Source organism: Pseudomonas sp. R1-7, from assembly GCF_051132105.1.
Classification (GTDB): Bacteria; Pseudomonadota; Gammaproteobacteria; order Pseudomonadales; family Pseudomonadaceae; genus Aquipseudomonas.
The window spans coordinates 4359301-4379452 of the sequence record NZ_CP071661.1; the positions used below are offsets into that span (position 1 = coordinate 4359301).

Consider the following 20152-nt stretch of genomic DNA (forward strand, 5'->3'; position numbering starts at 1 on the left):
TGACCCATTGAAAACCGTACTGATCGTTGATCCCTTCTCCACCGGCAAGCTCTATGCGCCGTTGCTCAATAACCAAGGCGTACGCTGTATTGCCGTTGTGTCCTCCCGGGAGCTGCCCCAACACTTCACCTGCGACTTGGTGGAAGATAACTTCGCAGCCATTTATTACTGGGACGATCAACCGCTGGATACACTGAAGGCTTTGTCCGTGACGGCGGTGATCGCTGGCTGCGAGACCGCGATTTATCTGACGGACTACCTGACCGAATCCCTCGGCATCGTGGGAAACAGCAGCAGTACCAGTGACCTTCGTCGCAACAAGTCCGCCATGCAGAAAGCGCTGGAGGAGCACGGCTTGCGCCACATTCCTTCCAGCACCTTGAAATCGCCAACGCAAATTGCCGACTTTGTAGCCACGCTGGATCCGGCTCAGCAATACGTGATCAAACCATTGAATTCGGCGGCCACACAGGGTGTGGTATTTGCCGAAGGCGCTGCAGCGGTCCGGGCTGCCTTGAACGACGCAGCATGGGACCAAAAAAATGACCTGGGTGAAATCAACCTGGGCTTCATTGTCCAGCCGTTCATATCCGGTCCGGAATACGTGGTCGACATGGTCGCTTTCGAGGAAGCATTCGTCATTGCGTCGGTGTGCAAATATTCAAAGATCCACAAGAACGGCAGTCATTTCGTCTATGAAAGCCTCGACACCCTTGATCCCCGTTCGCCGGGCTTGCAGCCGCTGATCGACTACGCTCGCAAGGCCGCCGCCGCGCTGGATATCAAGGTGGGGCCGATCCACATGGAAATCATCTGGTCCGACGCTGGCCCAGTAATGATCGAGGCGGGAGGCCGCTTGCACGGGGGAATCGCGCCACAGCTCTTCCAGCAGGTCTATCAGCCGGATTTACTGTCGCTGTCCATCGACAGCTACCTCGGACGTTCGCGACCACAAGCAGAAGAAGCGGGCGCGATCAGCCAGGGAAGAATCGGTTTTTTCTGTTCCAACGAAAACCGCACGTTCAATGCGCCTTCTTCGACGACGCTGCAAAGCGTTGCACAGGACAGTGCATATTGCGGTCATAAGTACTTCATCAGCCCTGGGGACACTACGCCGGTCACGATCGACTTCGCCACGTGCCCCGGTTTGTTCTGGCTGCATCATCCCGAGGCCGGTCAACTGGATGCCAGTACTGAAAACCTACGCAACCAACTATGGGGCTGATCCGATGAAACCCCGTTTGATTATCCAGAAATCAGCCAGTGACCTGGGCATCAACAACGCCTGCGCCGCAGTGATCGACAACATCACCGTTTCCGATGACCGGAGTTTCATGGGCGTGTTGCAAAACAACCTGAATCACGTCGCCTCACACCTGAACAATCTCATCTCGAACAGCGTATACGAAGGGTTCTCTCGGCAGCTCAGGAAGCTGGGCTATGAAAATACCGTCAGCGCCAACGAGAAACTGCTCAGGCGATTCATTTCAAAGGGCGCCCAGCCCATCAATAACATCGTCGACGCTTATAACGCCGTTGCGATTCGCCATGGTGTCAGCATCGGCGTGCACACCTACCATCATCGGGAGGACATCCACGTATTGCGCTCGGAAGAGCCCAGGAAGTTTCGCCCGTTGTTTGCCAAGAAAGACATCACCATCCCCACCGGTGACCTGATCTACAGCTGCGGCGATGTTCCCCTGGCAAGCATTGGCAAAGTGGACGCCGACGCCCACGACTTTCGTCTGACCCAGGACTCGTCCAGCCTGCTGGTAGTGGTACTGGGGCACGACGAAACGCCAGGGAAATTCAATCAATCGGTTATTGAGGAATTGATAGAACTGCTTCGTCAGAAAATGCCGAGCCTGAATCACTATTTCCTTGAAACCGTGCTCGCCCAGCCGGCCCACTAAGGCATAAAGATGAGCAGAGGCGATTGACTCTGCTCATTCATCCTAGCGCCAGGCCTTGAGCACCGGATTGACCACCACCTCATTGACGTGCTCGATTTTCAGGAAACTGTCCTTGAGCACCATAAGCGCCTCGAAATTTCTGTATCTGACCTCAAGCATCATGTCCACATCGCCAAACAGCGAGTAGGCATGGATCACTTCCGCGTAGTGATGGATTTTCGGAAATACCAGGTGACAGCTGTTGCCATCGAGCCGCAGCATCAGGAATGCCGATTGCTGGGCTTCTTCATCCTGAGCAACATTGATCGTAAAGCCCAGGATCACGCCTTTTTCAATCAGCTTCTGGACTCGCGACTCTACCGCGGTACGGGATTTGTGAACTTGCCTGGCAAGCTGCGCCAGACTGACTCTGGAATCATCTTTCAAGGCCGCAATTATAAGCTCATCAACCTTGTCCACTGCGCAGCTCCCTATTGATCCGTTCCGTCGTCATGGCAGTCGTCCGATGCCAATGTTGATCATCCTGCGGAGTTTACGCCAGGCACGGGTCTGTTACCCAGCCGACTGATCCACACCGCCGCCAAAATCACCGACCCGCCCAGCAGCAACCGCCCCAATGCCTCGTGCTGGTTCCAGATCAGCAGGTTCACCAGCAATCCCACCGGCACATGCAGGTTGTTCATCACCGCCAGCGTGCCGCCGTTGACCAGGCACGCGCCTTTGTTCCACCAGTACAGGCCCAGCGCGGTGGAGACCAGGCCGAGGAACACCAGCACGCCCCACTGCAACGGCGCTTGCGGCCAGAAATCATCCTTGCCGAACAGCAGGAACGCCGGCAACGCCACCATCAGCGCGCCGAGGTAGAAATAACCGAAACGCCGGTAGTGCGGCAGATCGCTCGGGTGACGCGCCACCAAGTGCTTGTACAGCACTTGCCCCGCCGCGTAGGTGAAGTTGGCCAGTTGCAGCAGCAAGAAGCCCATGAAGAAATCCGGGTTGATCTGGTCATATCGAATCACCGCCGCGCCGGCCACGGCCACCAGCGCCGCGATCAATGCCCAGGGATTGAAGCGCCGGTTGAGGGCGTCTTCGATCAAAGTGACGTGCAGCGGCGTGAGGATGGTGAACAGCAACACTTCCGGCACCGTCAGCACCCGGAAACTCAGGTAGAGGCAGACGTAGGTCACGCCGAACTGCAAGGCGCCGATCAACAGCATGCCGCGCATGAACGACGGCTCGACCTGGCGCCAGCGCGTCAGGGGGATGAACACCAGCCCTGCCAGCACGACCCGCACCAGCACCGCGAAATAACTGTCGACATGCCCCGCGAGGTATTCGCCGATCAGGCTGAAGGAAAACGCCTGGATCAACGTCACAAAAAGTAGATAGCCCATACCGCCCCTCATTTTGAATGGCGGCGAAGATAGCGGGTTTTGGTGATTGTCGCGAATAACTTCCACACACAAAACCCTGTGGGAGCGAGCTTGCTCGCGATAGCGCCAGGCCTGCCAACATCTACATGGCTGATCCACCGCTATCGCGAGCAAGCTCGCTCCCACAGCGGTCATTCCGCGGATGGAATATCCCAGGCAAAAAAAAGCCCGATCTCGCTAAAGCGTTCAATCGGGCAGATGCACTCAGGAGCAATAAGTGCAAAGGGAGGTTCGATGCGCAAAACGGTTTGAAGGGAAGCGCCGAGTCAATAGACCACTCGGCGATTATCCGAAGATTAACGGCTCAGGCGACCTGGGAAAGCTTGGCGTTGGCCTGGTTCAACCCCTTCTCCTGGAAGTCGCCGCCCAGGTTCATGCCCTCGGCATGGATGAAGGTGACGTCGTGAATTCCGATGAAACCCATCACCTGGCGCAAGTACGGTTCCTGGTGATCGGACGCGCCGCCAGCATGAATACCGCCGCGAGCGGTGAGCACGAAGGCACGCTTGTCGGCCAACAGTCCCTGGGGACCGGTGGGGGTGTACTTGAAGGTCACACCGGCACGCAGCACGTGGTCGAGCCAAGCCTTCAACGTGCTGGGGATCGCGAAGTTGTACATCGGCGCCGCCATGACCAGCACGTCGGCAGCCAGCAGTTCGTCGGTCAGCTGGTTGGAGCGCTCCAGCGACGCGTTCTCGATGTCGTTGCGCTGCTCGGCCGGCTTCATCCAGCCACCCAACAGGTTGGCGTCCAGGTGCGGAACCGGATTGACGGCCAGGTCGCGAACGGTGATTTCATCGGCCGGGTGCGCGGTTTTCCACTGGCTGATGAAGGTCTGGGTCAGTTGACGGGATACCGAGTCTTGCTGGCGGGCACTGCTTTCGATGATCAGAACGCGGGACATGGCTTGTAGGCTCCATCTGAGAATGTTGTAAGTCGATGGAGTGAAGGTTAAGCGTGATCATATCGATGAAAAAGCGCAAATAATTGCTGCAAAGCATCGATAAATTCGTTTATAAGCGGAGCACACCTTATGGCGTTGCCCCGCCGCTGGCTATTTCGGCTTGCAGGTCAGCTCGATGCGCAGCTTGATGATGTTGCGGTTGAACTTGGCGGTGGCGTTCTTGAACTTGCCGGCAGCGACTTCGATGGTGCGGGTGCGCGGCGCTTCCGGGCCGTTGCGAAATACTACTTTGCAGGTCGCATCGGTGCTGCCGTAGTTGTTGACCTGGATCGAGCCGATGTCGGCGTCGGTGTCGTAGGCGGTGTAGTCGATGCTCAGGCCGTTGAGGTGTTTTTCCACGTCGATCGGGTAGGCAAACGCAGTCAGCGGCAGCAGGGCCAGCAGCGCACAACAGATTTTTTTCATTCGGCAGTCTCCACCAAGGGACCGCCAGCTTAGGACAAGAGGAGCTCAATATGAAAGCGCCCCGCGTGACCCTGGATCAATGGCGAACATTGCAGGCGGTGGTGGACCATGGTGGTTTCGCCCAGGCCGCCGAAGTGCTGCATCGTTCCCAATCCTCGGTGAGCTACACCGTGGCTCGCATGCAGGACCAGCTCGGTGTGCCGCTGCTGCGCATCGATGGGCGCAAGGCTGTGCTGACTGAAGCCGGCGGCGTGCTACTGCGCCGCTCGCGGCAACTGGTGAAACAGGCCAGCCAACTGGAAGACCTCGCCCATCACATGGAGCAAGGCTGGGAAGCGGAAGTGCGCCTGGTGGTCGACGCGGCCTACCCCAGCGCCCGCCTTGTCCGGGCACTGACGGCATTCATGCCGCAAAGCCGGGGTTGCCGGGTGCGGTTGCGTGAGGAAGTGTTGTCGGGCGTCGAAGAAGTACTGCTCGAAGGCGTGGCCGACCTGGCCATCAGCGGCTTCAGCATTCCCGGCTACCTGGGCGCGGAACTGAGCGACGTCGAATTCGTCGCGGTGGCCCATCCGGAGCATCCCCTGCATCGACTCAACCGCGAGCTGAACTTCCAGGACCTGGAAAGCCACCTGCAAGTGGTCATCCGCGACTCCGGTCGCCAGCAACCCAGGGACGTCGGCTGGCTCGGTGCCGAACAGCGCTGGACCGTGGGCAGCCTGGCCACCGCCGCGACGTTTGTCGGCAGCGGCCTGGGATTCGCCTGGCTGCCGCGACACATGATCGAACGAGAACTCAAGGAAGGCTCACTCAAGCGTCTACCCTTGGAGCAAGGAGGCAGCCGCAACTCGACCTTCTATCTTTTCTCGAACAAGGAAAAACCCCTCGGCCCGGCGACGCAAATCCTGGTCGAGCTGCTGCGCACGTTTGATACCGCGCCGCTGGATGCGCCATTCGCCGCCCCTGAACAAGCCTGACAAGGACTTCGCCGATGGCCTATTTCGAACATGAAGGTTGCAACCTGCACTATGAGGAATACGGCCACGGCGCACCCTTGGTGCTGGTCCACGGATTGGGCTCGAGCACGCGGGATTGGGAAAAGCAGATCCCCGCGTTGTCGGCCCGCTATCGCCTGATCGTGATGGATGTACGTGGCCACGGTCGCTCCGACAAGCCCCGCGAGCGCTATAGCATCGAAGGTTTCAGCGCCGACCTGAGCGCGCTGATCGACCACCTCGGCCTGGGCGCGGTGCATCTGGCGGGCTGGTCCATGGGCGGCATGATCTGCTTTCAACTGGCCGTGGACGAACCCGCGCGGGTCAAGAGCCTGTGCATCGTCAACAGCGCCCCCGAGGTCAAGATCCGCACGCCCGACGATTGCTGGCAATGGTTCAAGCGCTGGAGCCTGATGCGCCTGCTCAGCCTGGAAACCATCGGCAAGGCCCTCGGCGCCAAGCTGTTCCCAAAGCCTGAACAGACCGAGTTACGACTGGAAATGGCCCGGCGCTGGGCAACGAATGACAAACGTGCTTATCTCGCCAGCTTCGACGCCATTGTCGGCTGGGGCGTACAGGAACGCCTTTCGCAAGTTGCCTGTCCAACCCTCGTCATTTGCGCCGACCACGACTACACACCGGTGGCACTGAAAGAGGCTTATGTAAAGCTTTTGCCTGACGCACGACTGGCAGTCATCGCCGATTCACGGCACGCTACGCCGCTGGATCAACCCGAACGCTTCAACCAAACGCTGCTCGAATTCTTGACCGCAATCGATTCCACTACTCAGGATCACTGACCCCATGCTGAAGAAACTCGCCCTCGCCGCCGGCTCCGTCCTCTTTGCCGCCAACCTGATGGCCGCGCAACCGGCCAAGGCGCCGCACGTACTGCTGGAAACCACCAATGGCCAGATCGAAATCGAACTGGACCCGGTCAAGGCCCCCATCAGTACCAAGAATTTCCTTGAATACGTCGACAGCGGCTTCTACAACAACACGATTTTCCACCGTGTGATCCCGGGCTTCATGGCCCAGGGCGGCGGTTTTACCCAGCAGATGCAACAGAAAGACACCAAGGCGCCGATCAAGAACGAAGCCAGCAATGGCCTGCACAACGTTCGCGGCACCCTGTCGATGGCCCGCACCTCCAACCCGGATTCGGCCACCAGCCAGTTCTTTATCAACGTGGCCGACAACGCCTTCCTCGATCCGGGCCGCGACGCCGGCTACGCGGTGTTCGCCAAAGTGGTCAAGGGCATGGACGTGGTGGACATCATCGTCAACTCCCAGACCACCACCAAACAAGGCATGCAAAACGTGCCGATCGACCCTGTGATCATCAAGTCGGCCAAGCGCATCGACTAAACCCGCAGGGCAAGCCTGGGCGGCGTCGGCGATCCCGCGCCGCCCACAGCAAAAAAGGAGAGCCCTGCCCGGGCTATGTAACCCATGGTTTATCGCCGTTTCGAAAAACTGATCGACATCTTCCGCGACGCCCCGACCTCGGCCCCGCCGAACCGCGTCCTGCCCTTCTACACCTATTACCTGAAGCAGGTCTGGCCCAGCTTCGCCGCGCTATTGGTGGTCGGCCTGATCGGTGCACTGATCGAGGTGGCACTGTTCAGCTACCTGAGCCGCATCATCGACCTGACCCAGGCCACGCCCAACGCCGATTTTTTCAAGCTCCACGGTCTCGAACTGGCGTGGATGGCGGTGGTCGCGCTGGTGTTCCGGCCGATTTTCGTCGCGCTGCACGACCTCTTGGTGCACCAGACCTTGAGCCCGAGCATGACCAGCCTGATCCGCTGGCAAAACCACAGCTACGTGCTCAAGCAGAGCCTGAACTTCTTCCAGAACGATTTTGCCGGGCGCATCGCCCAGCGCATCATGCAGACCGGCAATTCGCTGCGGGACTCGGCGGTGCAGGCGGTGGACGCGTTATGGCACGTGCTGATCTATGCCATCAGTTCCCTGGTGCTGTTTGCCGAAGCCGACTGGCGCCTGATGATCCCGCTGTTGATGTGGATCGCCGCCTACATCGGCGCGCTCTGTTACTTCGTACCGAGGGTCAAGGAACGCTCGGTGGTGTCGTCCGATGCCCGCTCCAAACTCATGGGGCGGATCGTCGATGGCTACACCAACATCACCACCCTGAAGCTGTTCGCCCACACCAACTTCGAACAGCAATACGCCCGCGAAGCCATCGAGGAACAGACCGAAAAAGCCCAATTGGCCGGTCGCGTGGTGACCAGCATGGACGTGGTCATTACCAGCATGAACGGGCTGCTGATCGTCGGCACCACGGCCCTGGCCCTGTGGTTGTGGACCCAGTCGTTGATCAGTGTCGGCGCCATTGCATTGGCCACCGGCCTGGTGATCCGCATCGTCAACATGTCGGGTTGGATCATGTGGGTGGTCACTGGCATTTTCGAAAACATCGGCATGGTCCAGGACGGCTTGCAGACCATCTCCCAGCCCGTCAGCGTCACTGACCGCGAGCAGGCCAAGCCGTTGGCGGTGGCCCAGGGCGAAGTGCGCTTCGAGCACGTGGATTTCCACTACGGCAAGAAAAGCGGGGTGATCAGCGACCTCGACCTGATGATCAGGCCGGGCGAAAAAATCGGCCTGATCGGCCCATCCGGCGCCGGTAAATCCACATTGGTGAACCTGTTGCTGCGCCTTTATGACGTTCAGGGCGGGCGGATCCTCATCGACGGCCAGGACATCGCCCAGGTCGGCCAGGAAAGCCTGCGCGCGCGCATCGGCATGATCACCCAGGACACGTCGCTGCTGCACCGTTCGATCCGCGACAACCTGCTCTACGGCAAGCCCGACGCCACCGACGCGCAACTCTGGGAAGCGGTGCACAAGGCCCGGGCCGATGAGTTCATCCCGTTGCTCTCGGACGCCGAAGGCCGCACCGGTTTCGATGCCCATGTGGGCGAGCGCGGAGTGAAGCTCTCCGGCGGCCAGCGCCAGCGCATCGCCATTGCCCGCGTACTGCTCAAGGATGCGCCGATCCTGATCATGGACGAAGCGACCTCCGCGCTGGACTCGGAAGTCGAGGCAGCGATCCAGGAAAGCCTCGAGACGCTGATGCAAGGCAAGACGGTGATCGCCATCGCCCACCGCCTCTCCACCATCGCCCGGATGGACCGGTTGGTAGTGCTGGAGAAGGGTCGCATCGCCGAGACCGGTAGCCATGCCGAGCTGCTGGCCAAGGGCGGGTTGTATGCGCGGCTCTGGCAGCATCAGACGGGTGGGTTCGTAGGCATCGACTGATCTCTGCCCCGTGGCGAGGGAGCTTGCTCCCTCGCCACGAAGTCTCAGACAGCCTCAGCACAGCCGATAAGGCAGTGCTGTCCTGGCCTCTTCGGCATACGCCAGCACGCCCTCTTCTTCCCGAGCGAGAAAATCCGCAACCGCCGCTTTCAAGCCTGGATGGCGCAGGTAGTGCCACGAGCGCGTGATTACCGGCTCGAACCCGCGGATCAACTTGTGCTCACCCTGGGCCCCGGCGTCAAAACGTTGCAGGCCATTGGCAATCGCGTAATCCATGCCCTGGTAGAAACACGTCTCGAAATGCAGACGGTCGAATTCCGCCAGGCATCCCCAATAACGCCCATAGAAACTGTCGCCAGCCACCAGGCTGAACGCCATCGCCACCGGGCGTGAGCCTTGCTTGGCCAGCACCACGCGAATGGCCTCCGGCATGCGCTCGGCCAGCAGGCTGAAAAAAGTGCGAGTCAGATAAGGCGCCTGCCGACGCACCGCGTAGGTGTTGGCGTAACAGGCGTAGACAAAATCCCACTGCGCCTCGTCCAGTTGATGGCCTTCCAGCCACTCGAAATCGATGCCCTGCCCCGCTACCTGTTCGCGCTCCTTGCGCATCTGCTTGCGCTTGCGGGAGCTGAGGGCATCGAGGAAATCCTGGAAATCCCGATAGCCGCGATTCTGCCAGTGGTACTGGCAACCAATCCGCTGCAACCAGCCCTCCTGCCCGGCCAGAGCCGCATCGGTAGCGGCATCGGTGAAGTTGATGTGTGCGCTGGAAAGCCCTTCGATCTCCAGATACCCCGGCAGGCTGCCCAGCAGCTCCAAGCCATCCTCCACACGCGCCGTCAAAAGTCGCGGACCACTGACCGGACTGAACGGCACCGCCGTCAGCAGCTTGGGGTAATAGTCGATGCCGGCGCGGGCGCAAGCGTCGGCCCAGCCGTGATCGAAGACGTACTCGCCATAGGAGTGCCATTTGCGATAACTGGGCAACGCCGCCAGCAAGCGCCCCTCTTCGATGTGCAGCAAGTGCTCGGGCTGCCACCCGGTATGCGAACCCAGGCTGGCGCTGTCTTCCAGGGCTGTGAGAAAAGCGTGGCGCAGGAAGGGCTGATTGACGGGCACCAACGCGTCCCACTCGTGTGGCGCGATGGCGGACAAGCTGTCCAAGACGTGAAGCGGCATGCGGTTCCCCGATATCCAGACGACGGATTGCGCGAGTATCGCCGATCCGGGCCGGATGGGGATAAAAAAACCCCGCCGGAGGCGGGGTTCAAAGGAGCGTAACGGATGAAAGTGAAGCGGTGTATCAGGTCACGATTTAGAACACGTACTGGGCGCGGACTACGAAACCTTTGCCGTCGTCGTCACCGTTGACGTTGGTCACGTTGTCAGTCTTGGCCTTGACATAAGCAGCCGAGATCTTCACCGCTTCGTTGGCGTACCAGTTCACACCCAGGTTGTGCACCTTGGCTTCGGCATCGCCCACTTCGCGGGTTGCCGAGGCAGTGGTGATGTTGTCGTCTTCGACGGTCATGCTGTCGAAGCGGTAGAACACTTCCCAGGCGCCGATGGACTTGTTCTGAGGTTTGATGGAGTCAAACTTGCCGATTTTATAACCACGGGACTCGCCAGTGATGGTGTAGGCACCCTGGACGTAGAAGCCGTGGCCTTTGAGGTCTTCGAAGGCGTCGCTGTCGGCCTTGGTCTTGCGGGAGATGTATTCACCCTGGATCGACGCTGGTCCCATGGCGAAAGCGGCTTCCAGGCCAAAAGCAGTGTCGGTGTCATACGAACCGGCTGGCGAATTGTTGGCGCCGCCCAGGACCGGACGGTTGCCGTTAGGACCGGCGTCATTGCCGCCCAGGGTTTCAACACCACGCATGCCCAAGCGGGAGCGATAACGAGCGTCGAATGCGGTGTCCGAAACATCACGGGAGGCCACGTTCAAACCGAAGTGCAGCACATTACCGGCTTCGTGCATCGGGGCGAACACGAAACGACCGTTGGCTTGCTTGATGCTGTTGCCGTCGGTGTCGTCGGTGTCTTTGCTGAATACACCAGCCGAGGCGTAGAACGAATCGGCGAAGGTGCTGGAAGCCTGGATGCCCAGACCGTTCTGATGGCCGTTGGCCCAGTCAATCAGGTCGTAGGCGGCGTTACGCTCAGGCGCGGTCACCCACTTGGAGCTGGTGGCTTTTTCCAGACCGAAATCCGGGTCGAAGCGGCCGACCTTGATCGAAACCGGCTTGAAACCGTTGTAAGCCAAGGATGCTTCGTCGAAGTAGCCGTTATCGGAATCGCCGCTGTTGTGAGAGAAATCGTAGTTGATGGTGTAGGCCCAGTCCGTGTACAGCACGCCGGACAGCTCCAGGAAGCCACGGCGAATGTAAGCGGCATCGGCCTTGTCGCCGTTGTCGGTGTAGATGCCATCAAACTGGCTGTAGTCAGCCTGCAAACGACCGCCGAGCTTGAAGCTGAACTCTTTGTCAGTGGTAGCGACCTCCAGGCCGCCCTTGGTCTTGACCACGATATCGGCGCCATCGGTGGTGACGGTGCCGGCGAAAGCCTGGGCGGTTACTGCCATTGCCAGAGCGCTGGCGGCAAAACCTGCGAAGTGCTTACGGATCATCGAAGAATTCCCCTAGTTGGTAGTCTATGCGTTAGAAAACACGCGGAACTGGGCCCGCTGGTGTTGGGAGGGGATCTTGGCGGCGGGGTGTGTCAGGCAAGTTGCTATCACATAAAGATTTTATGACAGCGGAACTTTTTACTTCGAAAGGGAATAACAAAAATGCCACAAAACTGTGGGAGCGAGATTGCTCGCTCCCACAGGAATTTTATTGCATTGGACGATGGATCAACGCTTGCGCAGGATCACGCTGCCGATCGAATAGCCAGCGCCAAACGAGCTGAGCACCGCGACCGAACCGCTGGGCAGGTCGTCCTGGTACATGTGGAATGAAATCACCGAACCGGCCGAGCTGGTGTTGGCGTAGCGGTCGAGGATCACCGGGGCTTCCTCTTCGGTGGCCTCGCGTCCCAGCAGCTTGCGCACGATCAGCTGGTTCATGCTCAAGTTGGCCTGATGCAGCCAGAATCGCTTCACTTCGCCGACGTTCAGCTGGTTTTCCTCCAAGTGGGCGCCGATCAGTTCAGCGACCATCGGGCAGACGTCACGGAACACCTTGCGGCCTTCCTGGACGAAGAGTTTATCCCGGCTGCCGACGCCCTCTTCCGCCGCACGGTTGAGGAAACCGAAATTGTTGCGGATGTTGTTGGAGAACTTGGTGAGCAGCTTGGTGCTGACCACGTCGAACTGGTACGGCGAGGTCGCCTGGTCCGCGCGCTCGATGATCACGGCGGTGGCTGCGTCGCCGAAAATGAAGTGGCTGTCGCGGTCACGGAAGTTCAGGTGGCCGGTGCACACTTCCGGGTTGACCATCAGGATCGCCCGGGCCTGGCCCAGCTGCACGCTGTTGGCGGCGGCCTGGATGCCAAACGTCGCCGACGAACAGGCCACGTTCATGTCGAAACCGAACCCTTCGATGCCCAGGGCTTCCTGGACTTCGATGGCGATGGCTGGGTACGGACGCTGCAGGTTGGAACAGGCGACGATCACGCCGTCGATGTCGGCGGCGGTACGGCCGGCACGCTCAAGGGCTTGTTTCGCGGCGCCGACGGCCATTTCGCAAAGCACCGACCACTCGTCGTTGGAGCGCTCGGGCAAGCGTGGGGTCATGCGTTGGGGATCGAGAATACCGTCCTTGTCCATGACAAAGCGGCTCTTGATGCCGGAAGCCTTTTCGATGAACGCGGCGTTGGATTCGGTCAATGCCTCGACTTCGCCGCGCTCGATGGCGTCGGCGTTGTCGGCGTGGAATTGGGCGACATAGGTGTTGAAAGATTGCACCAGCTCTTCGTTGGAGATGCTGTTGGCCGGGGTGTACAGGCCGGTGCCGCTGATGACGACGTTATGCATGGGTCGTGTCTCTGATCTGTTCAGGCAGAAAGTATTGGCACCGACGTACCAACACGCAAAGGGACTTTTCCCATCCGGGGGAAGCAGCCCTGGCATCGCTTTATTCCGATCCGCCCGTGACATTGAAGCGCAAAACCACGGGACCGGCATTTATAGGCGCGAAGTTTGCCATAAACGCTGGCGTTTGGCCCATTCTCCCTTCACTACAACACTCCTCCCTGTGCGAGCTTGCTCGCGATGGCGATGGTTCTGCCTGCATTGATGTTGACTGATACACCGCTATCGAGAGCAAGCTCGCTCCCACAGGGCTTCACAGGAAGTTGATGCTGGGTGGCATCACCCCTCCACCAACCCCCACTGCTTGCCCAGGCGCTTGTCCGAGATCGGCACCTTGGTGCCCAGCTGTTGGGCGAACAGCGACACGCGGTACTCCTCCAGCCACCAGCGGTACAGTTCCAATTGCGGGTCGCGCTTGCCTTCCTGGGCGTGTTTGCTGGCGCGAGCCTGGTATTGGGCCCAGAGGTTGGAGAGTTCGCCGCTCCAGACCCGGTCCTTCTGCACCTGGCTGCCCAGCTTCTCGAAGCGTTGCTCGATAGCCTTGAGATAGCGCGGCAGCTCCTTGAGCCATTGATGCGGGGTTTCCCGCACGAAGCCTGGATACACCAGGTGGCTGAGCTGTTGCTTGATATCGTTCAGCGCCACGGCCTGGGCGAGGTCGATCTTGCCCTTGAAACGCTTTTGCAGGCCATGCCAGAGCTTGAGGATGTCCAGGGTCAGCTTCGCCAGGCGTTCGGCGTGCTCGGTCCAGCCGCCACGCTTGCGCTCGGCCAGGGCTGCCAGTGCGGCACCGTCACGGGGCAGACTCGGCTCGTCCTCAAGGATGCAACTGTCGAGGCTGGCCAGCAGGATGTCTTCCACAAGAGCGTCCACGCGCCCAAGCTCGCGATAGAGCAGGCCCAACTCCGTCAAACCGGGCAGCTTGCCACGGAGGAACTTCGCTGTTTCGGCCAATTGCTGCATGAGCAAGCGCTGCAAGGCGCGACGATGCTGGAACTCGGCTTCGGCCGGGGTCGGGAAGCGCCCTTCCTTGACCACCCCGCCCTCTTCCACCAGCGCCGGGTACACCGTCATCGACAGCCCGGCGATCTTCTGCTGGGTCTTCTCGGCCACCGGCGCGAAGACCTTCGCCTCCACCGGTTCCTGGCTCTTGGCCGTTTGCGGCACGGCCAACGCGGCCTGGCTGGCTTCGGCAAACCGCGCCGTCAATTCGGCCAGGTCTCGCCCTTCGCCGAGAAACTTGCCTTGGCCATCGACGATTTCCAGGTTCATGCGCAAGTGGCTTTCCACCTGCTGCGCCGATTCCGCCCAGGCTTCATCGCTGACTCGCGCGCCGGTCATGCGCAGCAACTCACGGCCCAGGGATTGGGGCAGCGAGCCCTCGGCAAACGTGATGCGTTGCAGCGCCGCCTTGACGAAGTCCGGCACCGGTACGAAGTTCTTGCGCAAGGCCTTGGGCAGGTTGCGCACCAGGGCGATGCACTTGGCCTCGGTCATCCCCGGCACCAGCCATTCCAGGCGCTCCGGCGGCAACATCGGCAGCAGTGGCGCCGGCACTCGCAGGGTCACGCCATCGCGGGGATGGTTGGGCTCGAAGTGATAGCTCAGCGGCAAAGTCAGGTCACCGACGCGCAAGGTGTCGGGATACAGATTGGCCGTCACCTCACTCGCCTCGCGGGCCAGCACGTCTTCCTCGCGCATGACCAGCAACTGCGGATCTTTCTGGCTGTTGATCCGGTACCAACTGTCGAACGTCGCGGTCTGGTGGATCTCGGCGGGCAGGCGCGCATCGTAGAAGGCGTAAAGGGTTTCCTCGTCCGCGAGGATGTCACGGCGACGAGCCTTGGCTTCGAGTTCGTCGAGTTGTTCCAGCAAGCGCGTGTTGGCGCTCAGGCACTTGGCCTTGGACTGGATCTCGCCACGCACCAGCGCCTCGCGGATGAACAGCTCACGGGACACCACCGGGTCCACCGGCCCGTAGTGCACCGGCCGGCGACCGACGACGATGAGCCCGAACAGAGTGATCTGCTCATAGGCCACCACTTGCCCGCGCTTCTTCTCCCAATGAGGCTCGAAGTGGTTTTTCTTGATCAAATGCCCGGCCAGCGGTTCGATCCAGTCCGGTTCGATCTTGGCCACCATGCGCGCGTACAACTTGGTGGTTTCCACCAGTTCGGCGGTCATCAGCCACTGCGGGCGTTTCTTGCCCAGGCCCGACGAAGGATGAACCCAGAAGCGTCGCTGACGGGCGCCGAGGTAGTCGCCGTCTTCGGTTTTCTGGCCGATCTGACTCAACAGGCCCGACAGCACGGCTTTATGCAGTTTCGGGTAGTCGGCCGGATCCTTGTTGAGGCTCAACTGCATGTCGCGGCAGATCAGGCTCAACTGGCGATGGGAATCGCGCCACTCGCGCAGGCGCAGATAATTCAGGAAATTCTTGCGACACCAGTTGCGCAGCGGGTTGGCGGTCAGGGCCTGGCGCTGCTCTTCGAAACCGCGCCACAGGTTGACCAGCCCGGCGAAGTCCGAGTCTGCGTCCTTCCACTGGGCGTGGGCCTGGTCGGCGGCCTGTTGGCGCTCGGGCGGACGCTCGCGCGGGTCCTGAATCGACATGGCACTGGCGACGATCAACACTTCTTGGAGGCTACCGAGTTTCGCCGCTTCCAGCAGCATCCGGCCCATGCGCGGGTCCACCGGCAAACGCGCCAACTGCCGCCCCAACGGCGTCAACTGGCTGTTGCGGTCCACCGCCGAGAGTTCTTGCAGCAGGTTGAAACCGTCGCTGATGGCCTTGCCGTCGGGCGGCTCGATGAAGGGAAAGTCGGTGATCTCGCCGAGGCGCAGGTGCAGCATCTGCAGGATGACCGCCGCCAAGTTGGTGCGCAGGATTTCCGGATCGGTGAATTCGGGCCGGCCGAGGAAATCTTCCTCGCTGTAGAGCCGCACGCAAATCCCCGGCTCGACCCGCCCGCAGCGGCCCTTGCGCTGGTTGGCGCTGGCCTGGGAAATGGCTTCGATGGGCAAGCGCTGGACCTTGGCGCGATAGCTGTAGCGACTGATGCGCGCGGTGCCGCTGTCGATCACATAGCGGATGCCTGGCACGGTCAGCGAGGTTTCGGCGACGTTGGTCGCCAACACCACGCGACGGCCGGGGTGGGACTGGAAGATCCGTTGTTGTTCAGCCGGCGACAAGCGCGCATACAGCGGCAGGATTTCGGTGTGCTTGAGCTGGGCCTTGCGCAACATTTCCGCCGCGTCGCGAATCTCCCGCTCACCCGGCAGAAACACCAGCACGTCACCGGGACTGCGGCGTTCGCTGCGCTCATGGGCGGCGATTTCGTCGAGGGTGGCGAGGATCGCCTGGTCGACGGTCAAGTCGTCCTCGACCCGGTTGCCCTCCTCGTCTTGTTCCAGGGTCAGCGGGCGATACCAGGTTTCCACCGGGAAGGTGCGGCCCGAGACTTCGACGATTGGCGCGTCATCGAAGTGTTTGGAGAAACGCTCCAGGTCGATGGTCGCCGAGGTGATGATGACTTTCAGGTCCGGACGGCGCGGCAGCAGGGTCTTGAGGTAGCCAAGCAGGAAATCGATGTTCAGGCTGCGTTCGTGGGCTTCGTCGACGATGATCGTGTCGTAGCGTTCGAGGTAGCGATCGTTCTGGGTCTCGGCCAGCAGGATGCCGTCGGTCATCAGCTTGATCAGGGTATTCGCGTCGCTCTGGTCTTCAAAGCGCACCTGATAACCCACCAGCGCCCCCAACGGCGTGGCCAGTTCCTCGGCCACACGACTTGCGACGCTGCGGGCGGCAATACGGCGTGGCTGGGTGTGGCCGATCAAGCCCTGCTGGCCGCGGCCGATTTCCAGGCAGATCTTCGGCAACTGCGTGGTTTTACCCGAGCCGGTTTCACCGGCGATGATCAGCACCTGATGCTTGAGCAGCGCCTCCTTTATCTCGTCGCGCTTGGCGGCGATCGGCAGGTTGTCGTCGTAGCGAATCGACGGCACGCTCGCCTTGCGCGCCAGCACCTGGTCGCACGACGCCTGCATGCGCGCCACCCACTGGGCCAGCTTGGCTTCGTCAGGTTTCTTGCGCAGCTCGAGCAACTGCCGCCGCAACCGGTGGCGGTCGGCGAGCATGGCGTGGTCGAGGTTTTTCAGCAGTTTGTCGATTGCAGGGGCTTGGTCAGTCATCAGGTACGCAAGGGTCGTCGGTTTGAGCAGGGGGCGATTGTCGCAGATTTGCAGCTATTGCGCCGAGCACCAGAAGCGGCCCCACCACCCTCCCACAGGGGATTTGCGTCAAGGAATGCTGTTGTGGCGAGGGAGCAAGCTCCCTCGCCACGGGGAATTCGTTCAGCCGCCTGGTTATTCGCTGTCCAGGTCCTTGCGCCGATACGGGAAAACGTCGATCACCTTCCCGGCCCGAATCGCCTCTTGCAGGCCTTTCCAGTAGTCGGCGTTGTACAGCTCGCCATGCAACTGGTCGAAGAGCTTGCGCTGCCCGGCGTCGGCGAACAGGAACGGCGGGAATTCCTCGGGGAAGACGTCCAGCGGCCCGATGGAATACCAGGGCTCGGACGCCATTTCATCTTCCGGCGTGCGCGGCTGGGGAATGTGGCGGAAGTTGGCTTCGGTGAGGAAGCAGATTTCATCGTAGTCGTAGAACACCACGCGGCCATGGCGGGTCACGCCGAAGTTCTTGAGCAACATGTCGCCGGGGAAAATATTCGCCGCCGCCAGTTGCTTGATCGCCAGGCCATAGTCTTCCAGCGCCTCATGCACCTGGGCTTCGCTGGCGCTTTCCAGGTACAGGTTCAGCGGAGTCATCCGGCGTTCGGTCCAGCAGTGGCGAATCAGCACGGTGTCGCCCTCCACCGAGACCGTGGACGGCGCCACCTCCAGCAACTCTTCCAGGCAGGCCGGCTCGAATTTGTCCAAGGGAAAACGGAAGTCGGCGAACTCCTGGGTATCGGCCATGCGCCCGACCCGGTCGACGCTTTTCACCAGGCGGTACTTCTCGATGACCGTGGCCCGGTCGACGTTTTTCGACGGCGAGAAGCGGTCCTTGATGATTTTGAACACGGTGTTGAAGCCCGGCAGCGTAAACACGCTCATGACCATGCCCCGCACGCCCGGCGCCATGATGAACCGGTCGTCGGAGTTCGCCAGATGATTGATCAAGGCCCGGTAGAACTCCGACTTGCCGTGCTTGTAGAAACCAATCGAGGTGTAGAGCTCGGCGATGTGCTTGCCCGGCAGGATGCGCTTGAGGAAGCCGATGAATTCGGCGGGCACCGGCACGTCCACCATGAAATACGAGCGGGTGAACGAGAAGATGATCGACACCTGCGCCTCGTCAGTGATCAGCGCGTCGATCTGGATGCCCCGGCCCTCACGGTGCAAGAACGGAATCACCAGCGGCCATTGGTCGTCGCGGGTGTAGATGCGCCCCACCAGGTAGGCGCCCTTGTTGCGGTAAAGCACCGAGGAAAACAGTTCGACGGTCAGCTCCGGGTCCTTGCAGACCCAATCCGGCAGGTTCTCGCGCAGTTGGCTTTCGAGGCGTTGCAAGTCGCCGGGCAGGTCGGCGTAATTCTCGCTGAAGCGATAATCGGCGAAGATCGCCGCCAGCATCGTGTCCAGTTGCCCTTCCGGTTTATAGATGCGCGTCTGGGCTGCGCGGGCACGACGCAGGCTTGGCCGAGTCGTGTGGATGAACATGGTGCCGTCGCTGATCAAGTCATGGCTGAACAAGCCGCAAAAGATCGAGTTGTACCAGGTCTCCGACAATTCATCGTCAAAACGCAGGTCAATCAGGCTGATATAGGCGCTCTTCACCAACGGCCAGCAACCGACGTCCATCAAGGCTTGGGCCTCGAAGGCCTGGCGCAACCTGGCAACGGTTTCGAAAACTTTTTCTTCATAGAGATTGATGCGCGCCGCCGAAGCCGCCTGCGCCTCCAACCATTGGGCCTGCTCGAACCGGGCGCGGGCGCCATCGGTGATCTGCCGGAAATGCTCACGATAATCGTCGAAACCATCAAGGATCGATCGGGCGATATCGGTGGCGGGCCATGGCTGCGACATAGGGTAAACCTCGGCGGGTCATGCTTGTTATTGGCGACTGAGCTTAGAGGTCAATCCCTCGGCAACGCAACCATTGCCATCGGTGTTGGGCGGGGCGACACTTGCGGCCCGATCAAGGAAGGACACATTCGTGAACCTCGTCGATATCCTGCGCTTGCTGTCACTGGCTGCCATCTGGGGCGCAAGTTTTTTGTTCATGCGCATCATCGCCCCGGTCATCGGCACGATTCCCACGGCATTTTTTCGCGTTTCCATCGCCTTCGTCGGCCTGCTGGTCATCCTCGCCCTGATGCGTGTCGACTGGAATTTTCGCGGCAAGCTCAAAGTCGTGATGCTGCTGGGCCTGATCAACTCCGGCATTCCGGCAACGTTCTATTCGCTGGCTGCCCAAGTGCTGCCGGCCGGTTACTCGGCGATATTCAATGCCACCACGCCGCTGATGGGGGTATTGATTGGCGGTTTGTTCTTCAGCGAAAAACTCACCCTGGCCAAGGTCAGCGGCGTCTTCCTGGGATTGCTCGGCGTTGGCATCCTGACTCGCGCCGGCCCGGTGGCCTTCGACCTGCAACTGCTGATGGGCGCCCTCGCCTGCCTGCTTGCCACCACTTGCTATGGCTTCGCCGGTTTTCTCACCCGGCGCTGGCTCGATCACCAAGGTGGCTTGGACAGCCGTTTATCGGCCCTGGGCAGCATGCTTGGTGCCACGGTGTTTCTACTGCCGCTGTTTGGCTACAGCGTCATCAGCCAGCCACCGGCCAGTTGGGGGGGGTGGAGCGTCTGGCTGTCCTTGCTGGGACTGGGGCTGGTGTGCACGGCGCTGGCGTACATTCTTTATTTCCGGCTGCTCAGTTCCATCGGCCCGGTCAAATCGATGACCGTGACTTTCCTGATCCCGCCATTCGGCGTGTTGTGGGGCGCGTTGCTGCTGGATGAGCCGTTGGGCATGGCGCATGTGTATGGCGGGGTGTTGATTGCGGCGGCGTTGTGGCTGGTGTTGAAGCCTGGGGCAGTGAAACCCGCCGGGGTGTCTGCCCGATAAA

The 20152-nt window shown here is 60.6% G+C and carries 16 protein-coding genes; 7 read left to right on the top strand and 9 right to left on the bottom strand.

Features of this window, described 5'->3' with window-relative positions; translation table 11 throughout:
- Positions 1-7 precede the first annotated feature (7 nt).
- Both J3P79_RS19355 and J3P79_RS19360 read left to right on the top strand, forming a co-directional pair.
- The gene (locus tag J3P79_RS19355; protein WP_434605144.1) at positions 8-1225 is read left to right on the top strand and encodes an ATP-grasp domain-containing protein; all 1218 of its coding nucleotides are present in this window, start codon (positions 8-10) and stop codon (positions 1223-1225) included.
- A gap of 4 nt (positions 1226-1229) precedes the next feature.
- A complete protein-coding gene (locus J3P79_RS19360; RefSeq protein ID WP_434605146.1) occupies positions 1230-1913 on the top strand; it encodes a phenylalanine--tRNA ligase beta subunit-related protein in 684 nt (227 codons plus the stop codon).
- A 42-nt stretch (positions 1914-1955) separates the two neighbouring features.
- Here the strand turns inward: J3P79_RS19360 and J3P79_RS19365 are convergent, their stop codons facing one another.
- The 4 genes from J3P79_RS19365 to J3P79_RS19380 form a co-directional block, all read right to left on the bottom strand.
- Positions 1956-2372 (bottom strand): Lrp/AsnC family transcriptional regulator, encoded by a 417-nt coding sequence (locus J3P79_RS19365; protein WP_434605148.1) that lies wholly within the window; start codon positions 2370-2372, stop codon positions 1956-1958.
- A gap of 59 nt (positions 2373-2431) precedes the next feature.
- Positions 2432-3307 carry a carboxylate/amino acid/amine transporter gene (locus J3P79_RS19370; protein ID WP_434605150.1) on the bottom strand — a complete coding sequence of 292 codons (876 nt, stop codon included), beginning with the start codon at positions 3305-3307 and terminating at the stop codon, positions 2432-2434.
- A 343-nt stretch (positions 3308-3650) separates the two neighbouring features.
- A complete protein-coding gene (locus J3P79_RS19375) occupies positions 3651-4250 on the bottom strand; it encodes an FMN-dependent NADH-azoreductase (protein WP_434605152.1) in 600 nt (199 codons plus the stop codon).
- 150 nt (positions 4251-4400) lie between these two features.
- Positions 4401-4715, bottom strand: a complete 315-nt coding sequence (locus J3P79_RS19380) for a hypothetical protein (protein ID WP_039593364.1) — start codon at positions 4713-4715, stop codon at positions 4401-4403.
- Between the two features lie 50 nt (positions 4716-4765).
- On the opposite strand from J3P79_RS19380, the gene J3P79_RS19385 reads away from it, so the two are divergent.
- The 4 genes from J3P79_RS19385 (at position 4766) to J3P79_RS19400 (ending at position 8992) form a co-directional block, all read left to right on the top strand.
- A complete protein-coding gene (locus tag J3P79_RS19385; RefSeq protein ID WP_434605154.1) occupies positions 4766-5689 on the top strand; it encodes a LysR family transcriptional regulator in 924 nt (307 codons plus the stop codon).
- Positions 5690-5703: 14 nt separating this feature from the next.
- Complete coding sequence (locus J3P79_RS19390; protein WP_434605156.1) at positions 5704-6507, top strand: alpha/beta fold hydrolase; 804 nt, start codon at positions 5704-5706, stop codon at positions 6505-6507.
- Between the two features lie 4 nt (positions 6508-6511).
- On the top strand, positions 6512-7075 hold the full coding sequence (locus tag J3P79_RS19395; protein WP_434605158.1) for a peptidylprolyl isomerase: 564 nt from the start codon (positions 6512-6514) through the stop codon (positions 7073-7075).
- Between the two features lie 84 nt (positions 7076-7159).
- Positions 7160-8992 carry an ABC transporter ATP-binding protein gene (locus J3P79_RS19400; protein WP_434605160.1) on the top strand — a complete coding sequence of 611 codons (1833 nt, stop codon included), beginning with the start codon at positions 7160-7162 and terminating at the stop codon, positions 8990-8992.
- A 54-nt stretch (positions 8993-9046) separates the two neighbouring features.
- Here J3P79_RS19400 and J3P79_RS19405 read toward each other — a convergent pair whose 3' ends face one another.
- The 5 genes from J3P79_RS19405 to aceK form a co-directional block, all read right to left on the bottom strand.
- A complete protein-coding gene (locus J3P79_RS19405) occupies positions 9047-10171 on the bottom strand; it encodes a GNAT family N-acetyltransferase (RefSeq protein ID WP_434605162.1) in 1125 nt (374 codons plus the stop codon).
- A gap of 136 nt (positions 10172-10307) precedes the next feature.
- Positions 10308-11618 carry an OprO/OprP family phosphate-selective porin gene (locus J3P79_RS19410; protein WP_434605164.1) on the bottom strand — a complete coding sequence of 437 codons (1311 nt, stop codon included), beginning with the start codon at positions 11616-11618 and terminating at the stop codon, positions 10308-10310.
- 228 nt (positions 11619-11846) lie between these two features.
- Complete coding sequence (locus tag J3P79_RS19415; RefSeq protein ID WP_434605166.1) at positions 11847-12968, bottom strand: beta-ketoacyl-ACP synthase III; 1122 nt, start codon at positions 12966-12968, stop codon at positions 11847-11849.
- Positions 12969-13304: 336 nt separating this feature from the next.
- On the bottom strand, positions 13305-17216 hold the full coding sequence (gene hrpA / locus J3P79_RS19420; RefSeq protein ID WP_434605168.1) for an ATP-dependent RNA helicase HrpA: 3912 nt from the start codon (positions 17214-17216) through the stop codon (positions 13305-13307).
- Between the two features lie 174 nt (positions 17217-17390).
- The gene (gene aceK, locus J3P79_RS19425) at positions 17391-19112 is read right to left on the bottom strand and encodes a bifunctional isocitrate dehydrogenase kinase/phosphatase (RefSeq protein WP_434605170.1); all 1722 of its coding nucleotides are present in this window, start codon (positions 19110-19112) and stop codon (positions 17391-17393) included.
- A gap of 130 nt (positions 19113-19242) precedes the next feature.
- Here aceK and J3P79_RS19430 point away from each other — a divergent pair, with 130 nt between their 5' ends.
- The gene (locus J3P79_RS19430) at positions 19243-20151 is read left to right on the top strand and encodes a DMT family transporter (RefSeq protein WP_434605172.1); all 909 of its coding nucleotides are present in this window, start codon (positions 19243-19245) and stop codon (positions 20149-20151) included.
- Position 20152 lies beyond the last annotated feature (1 nt).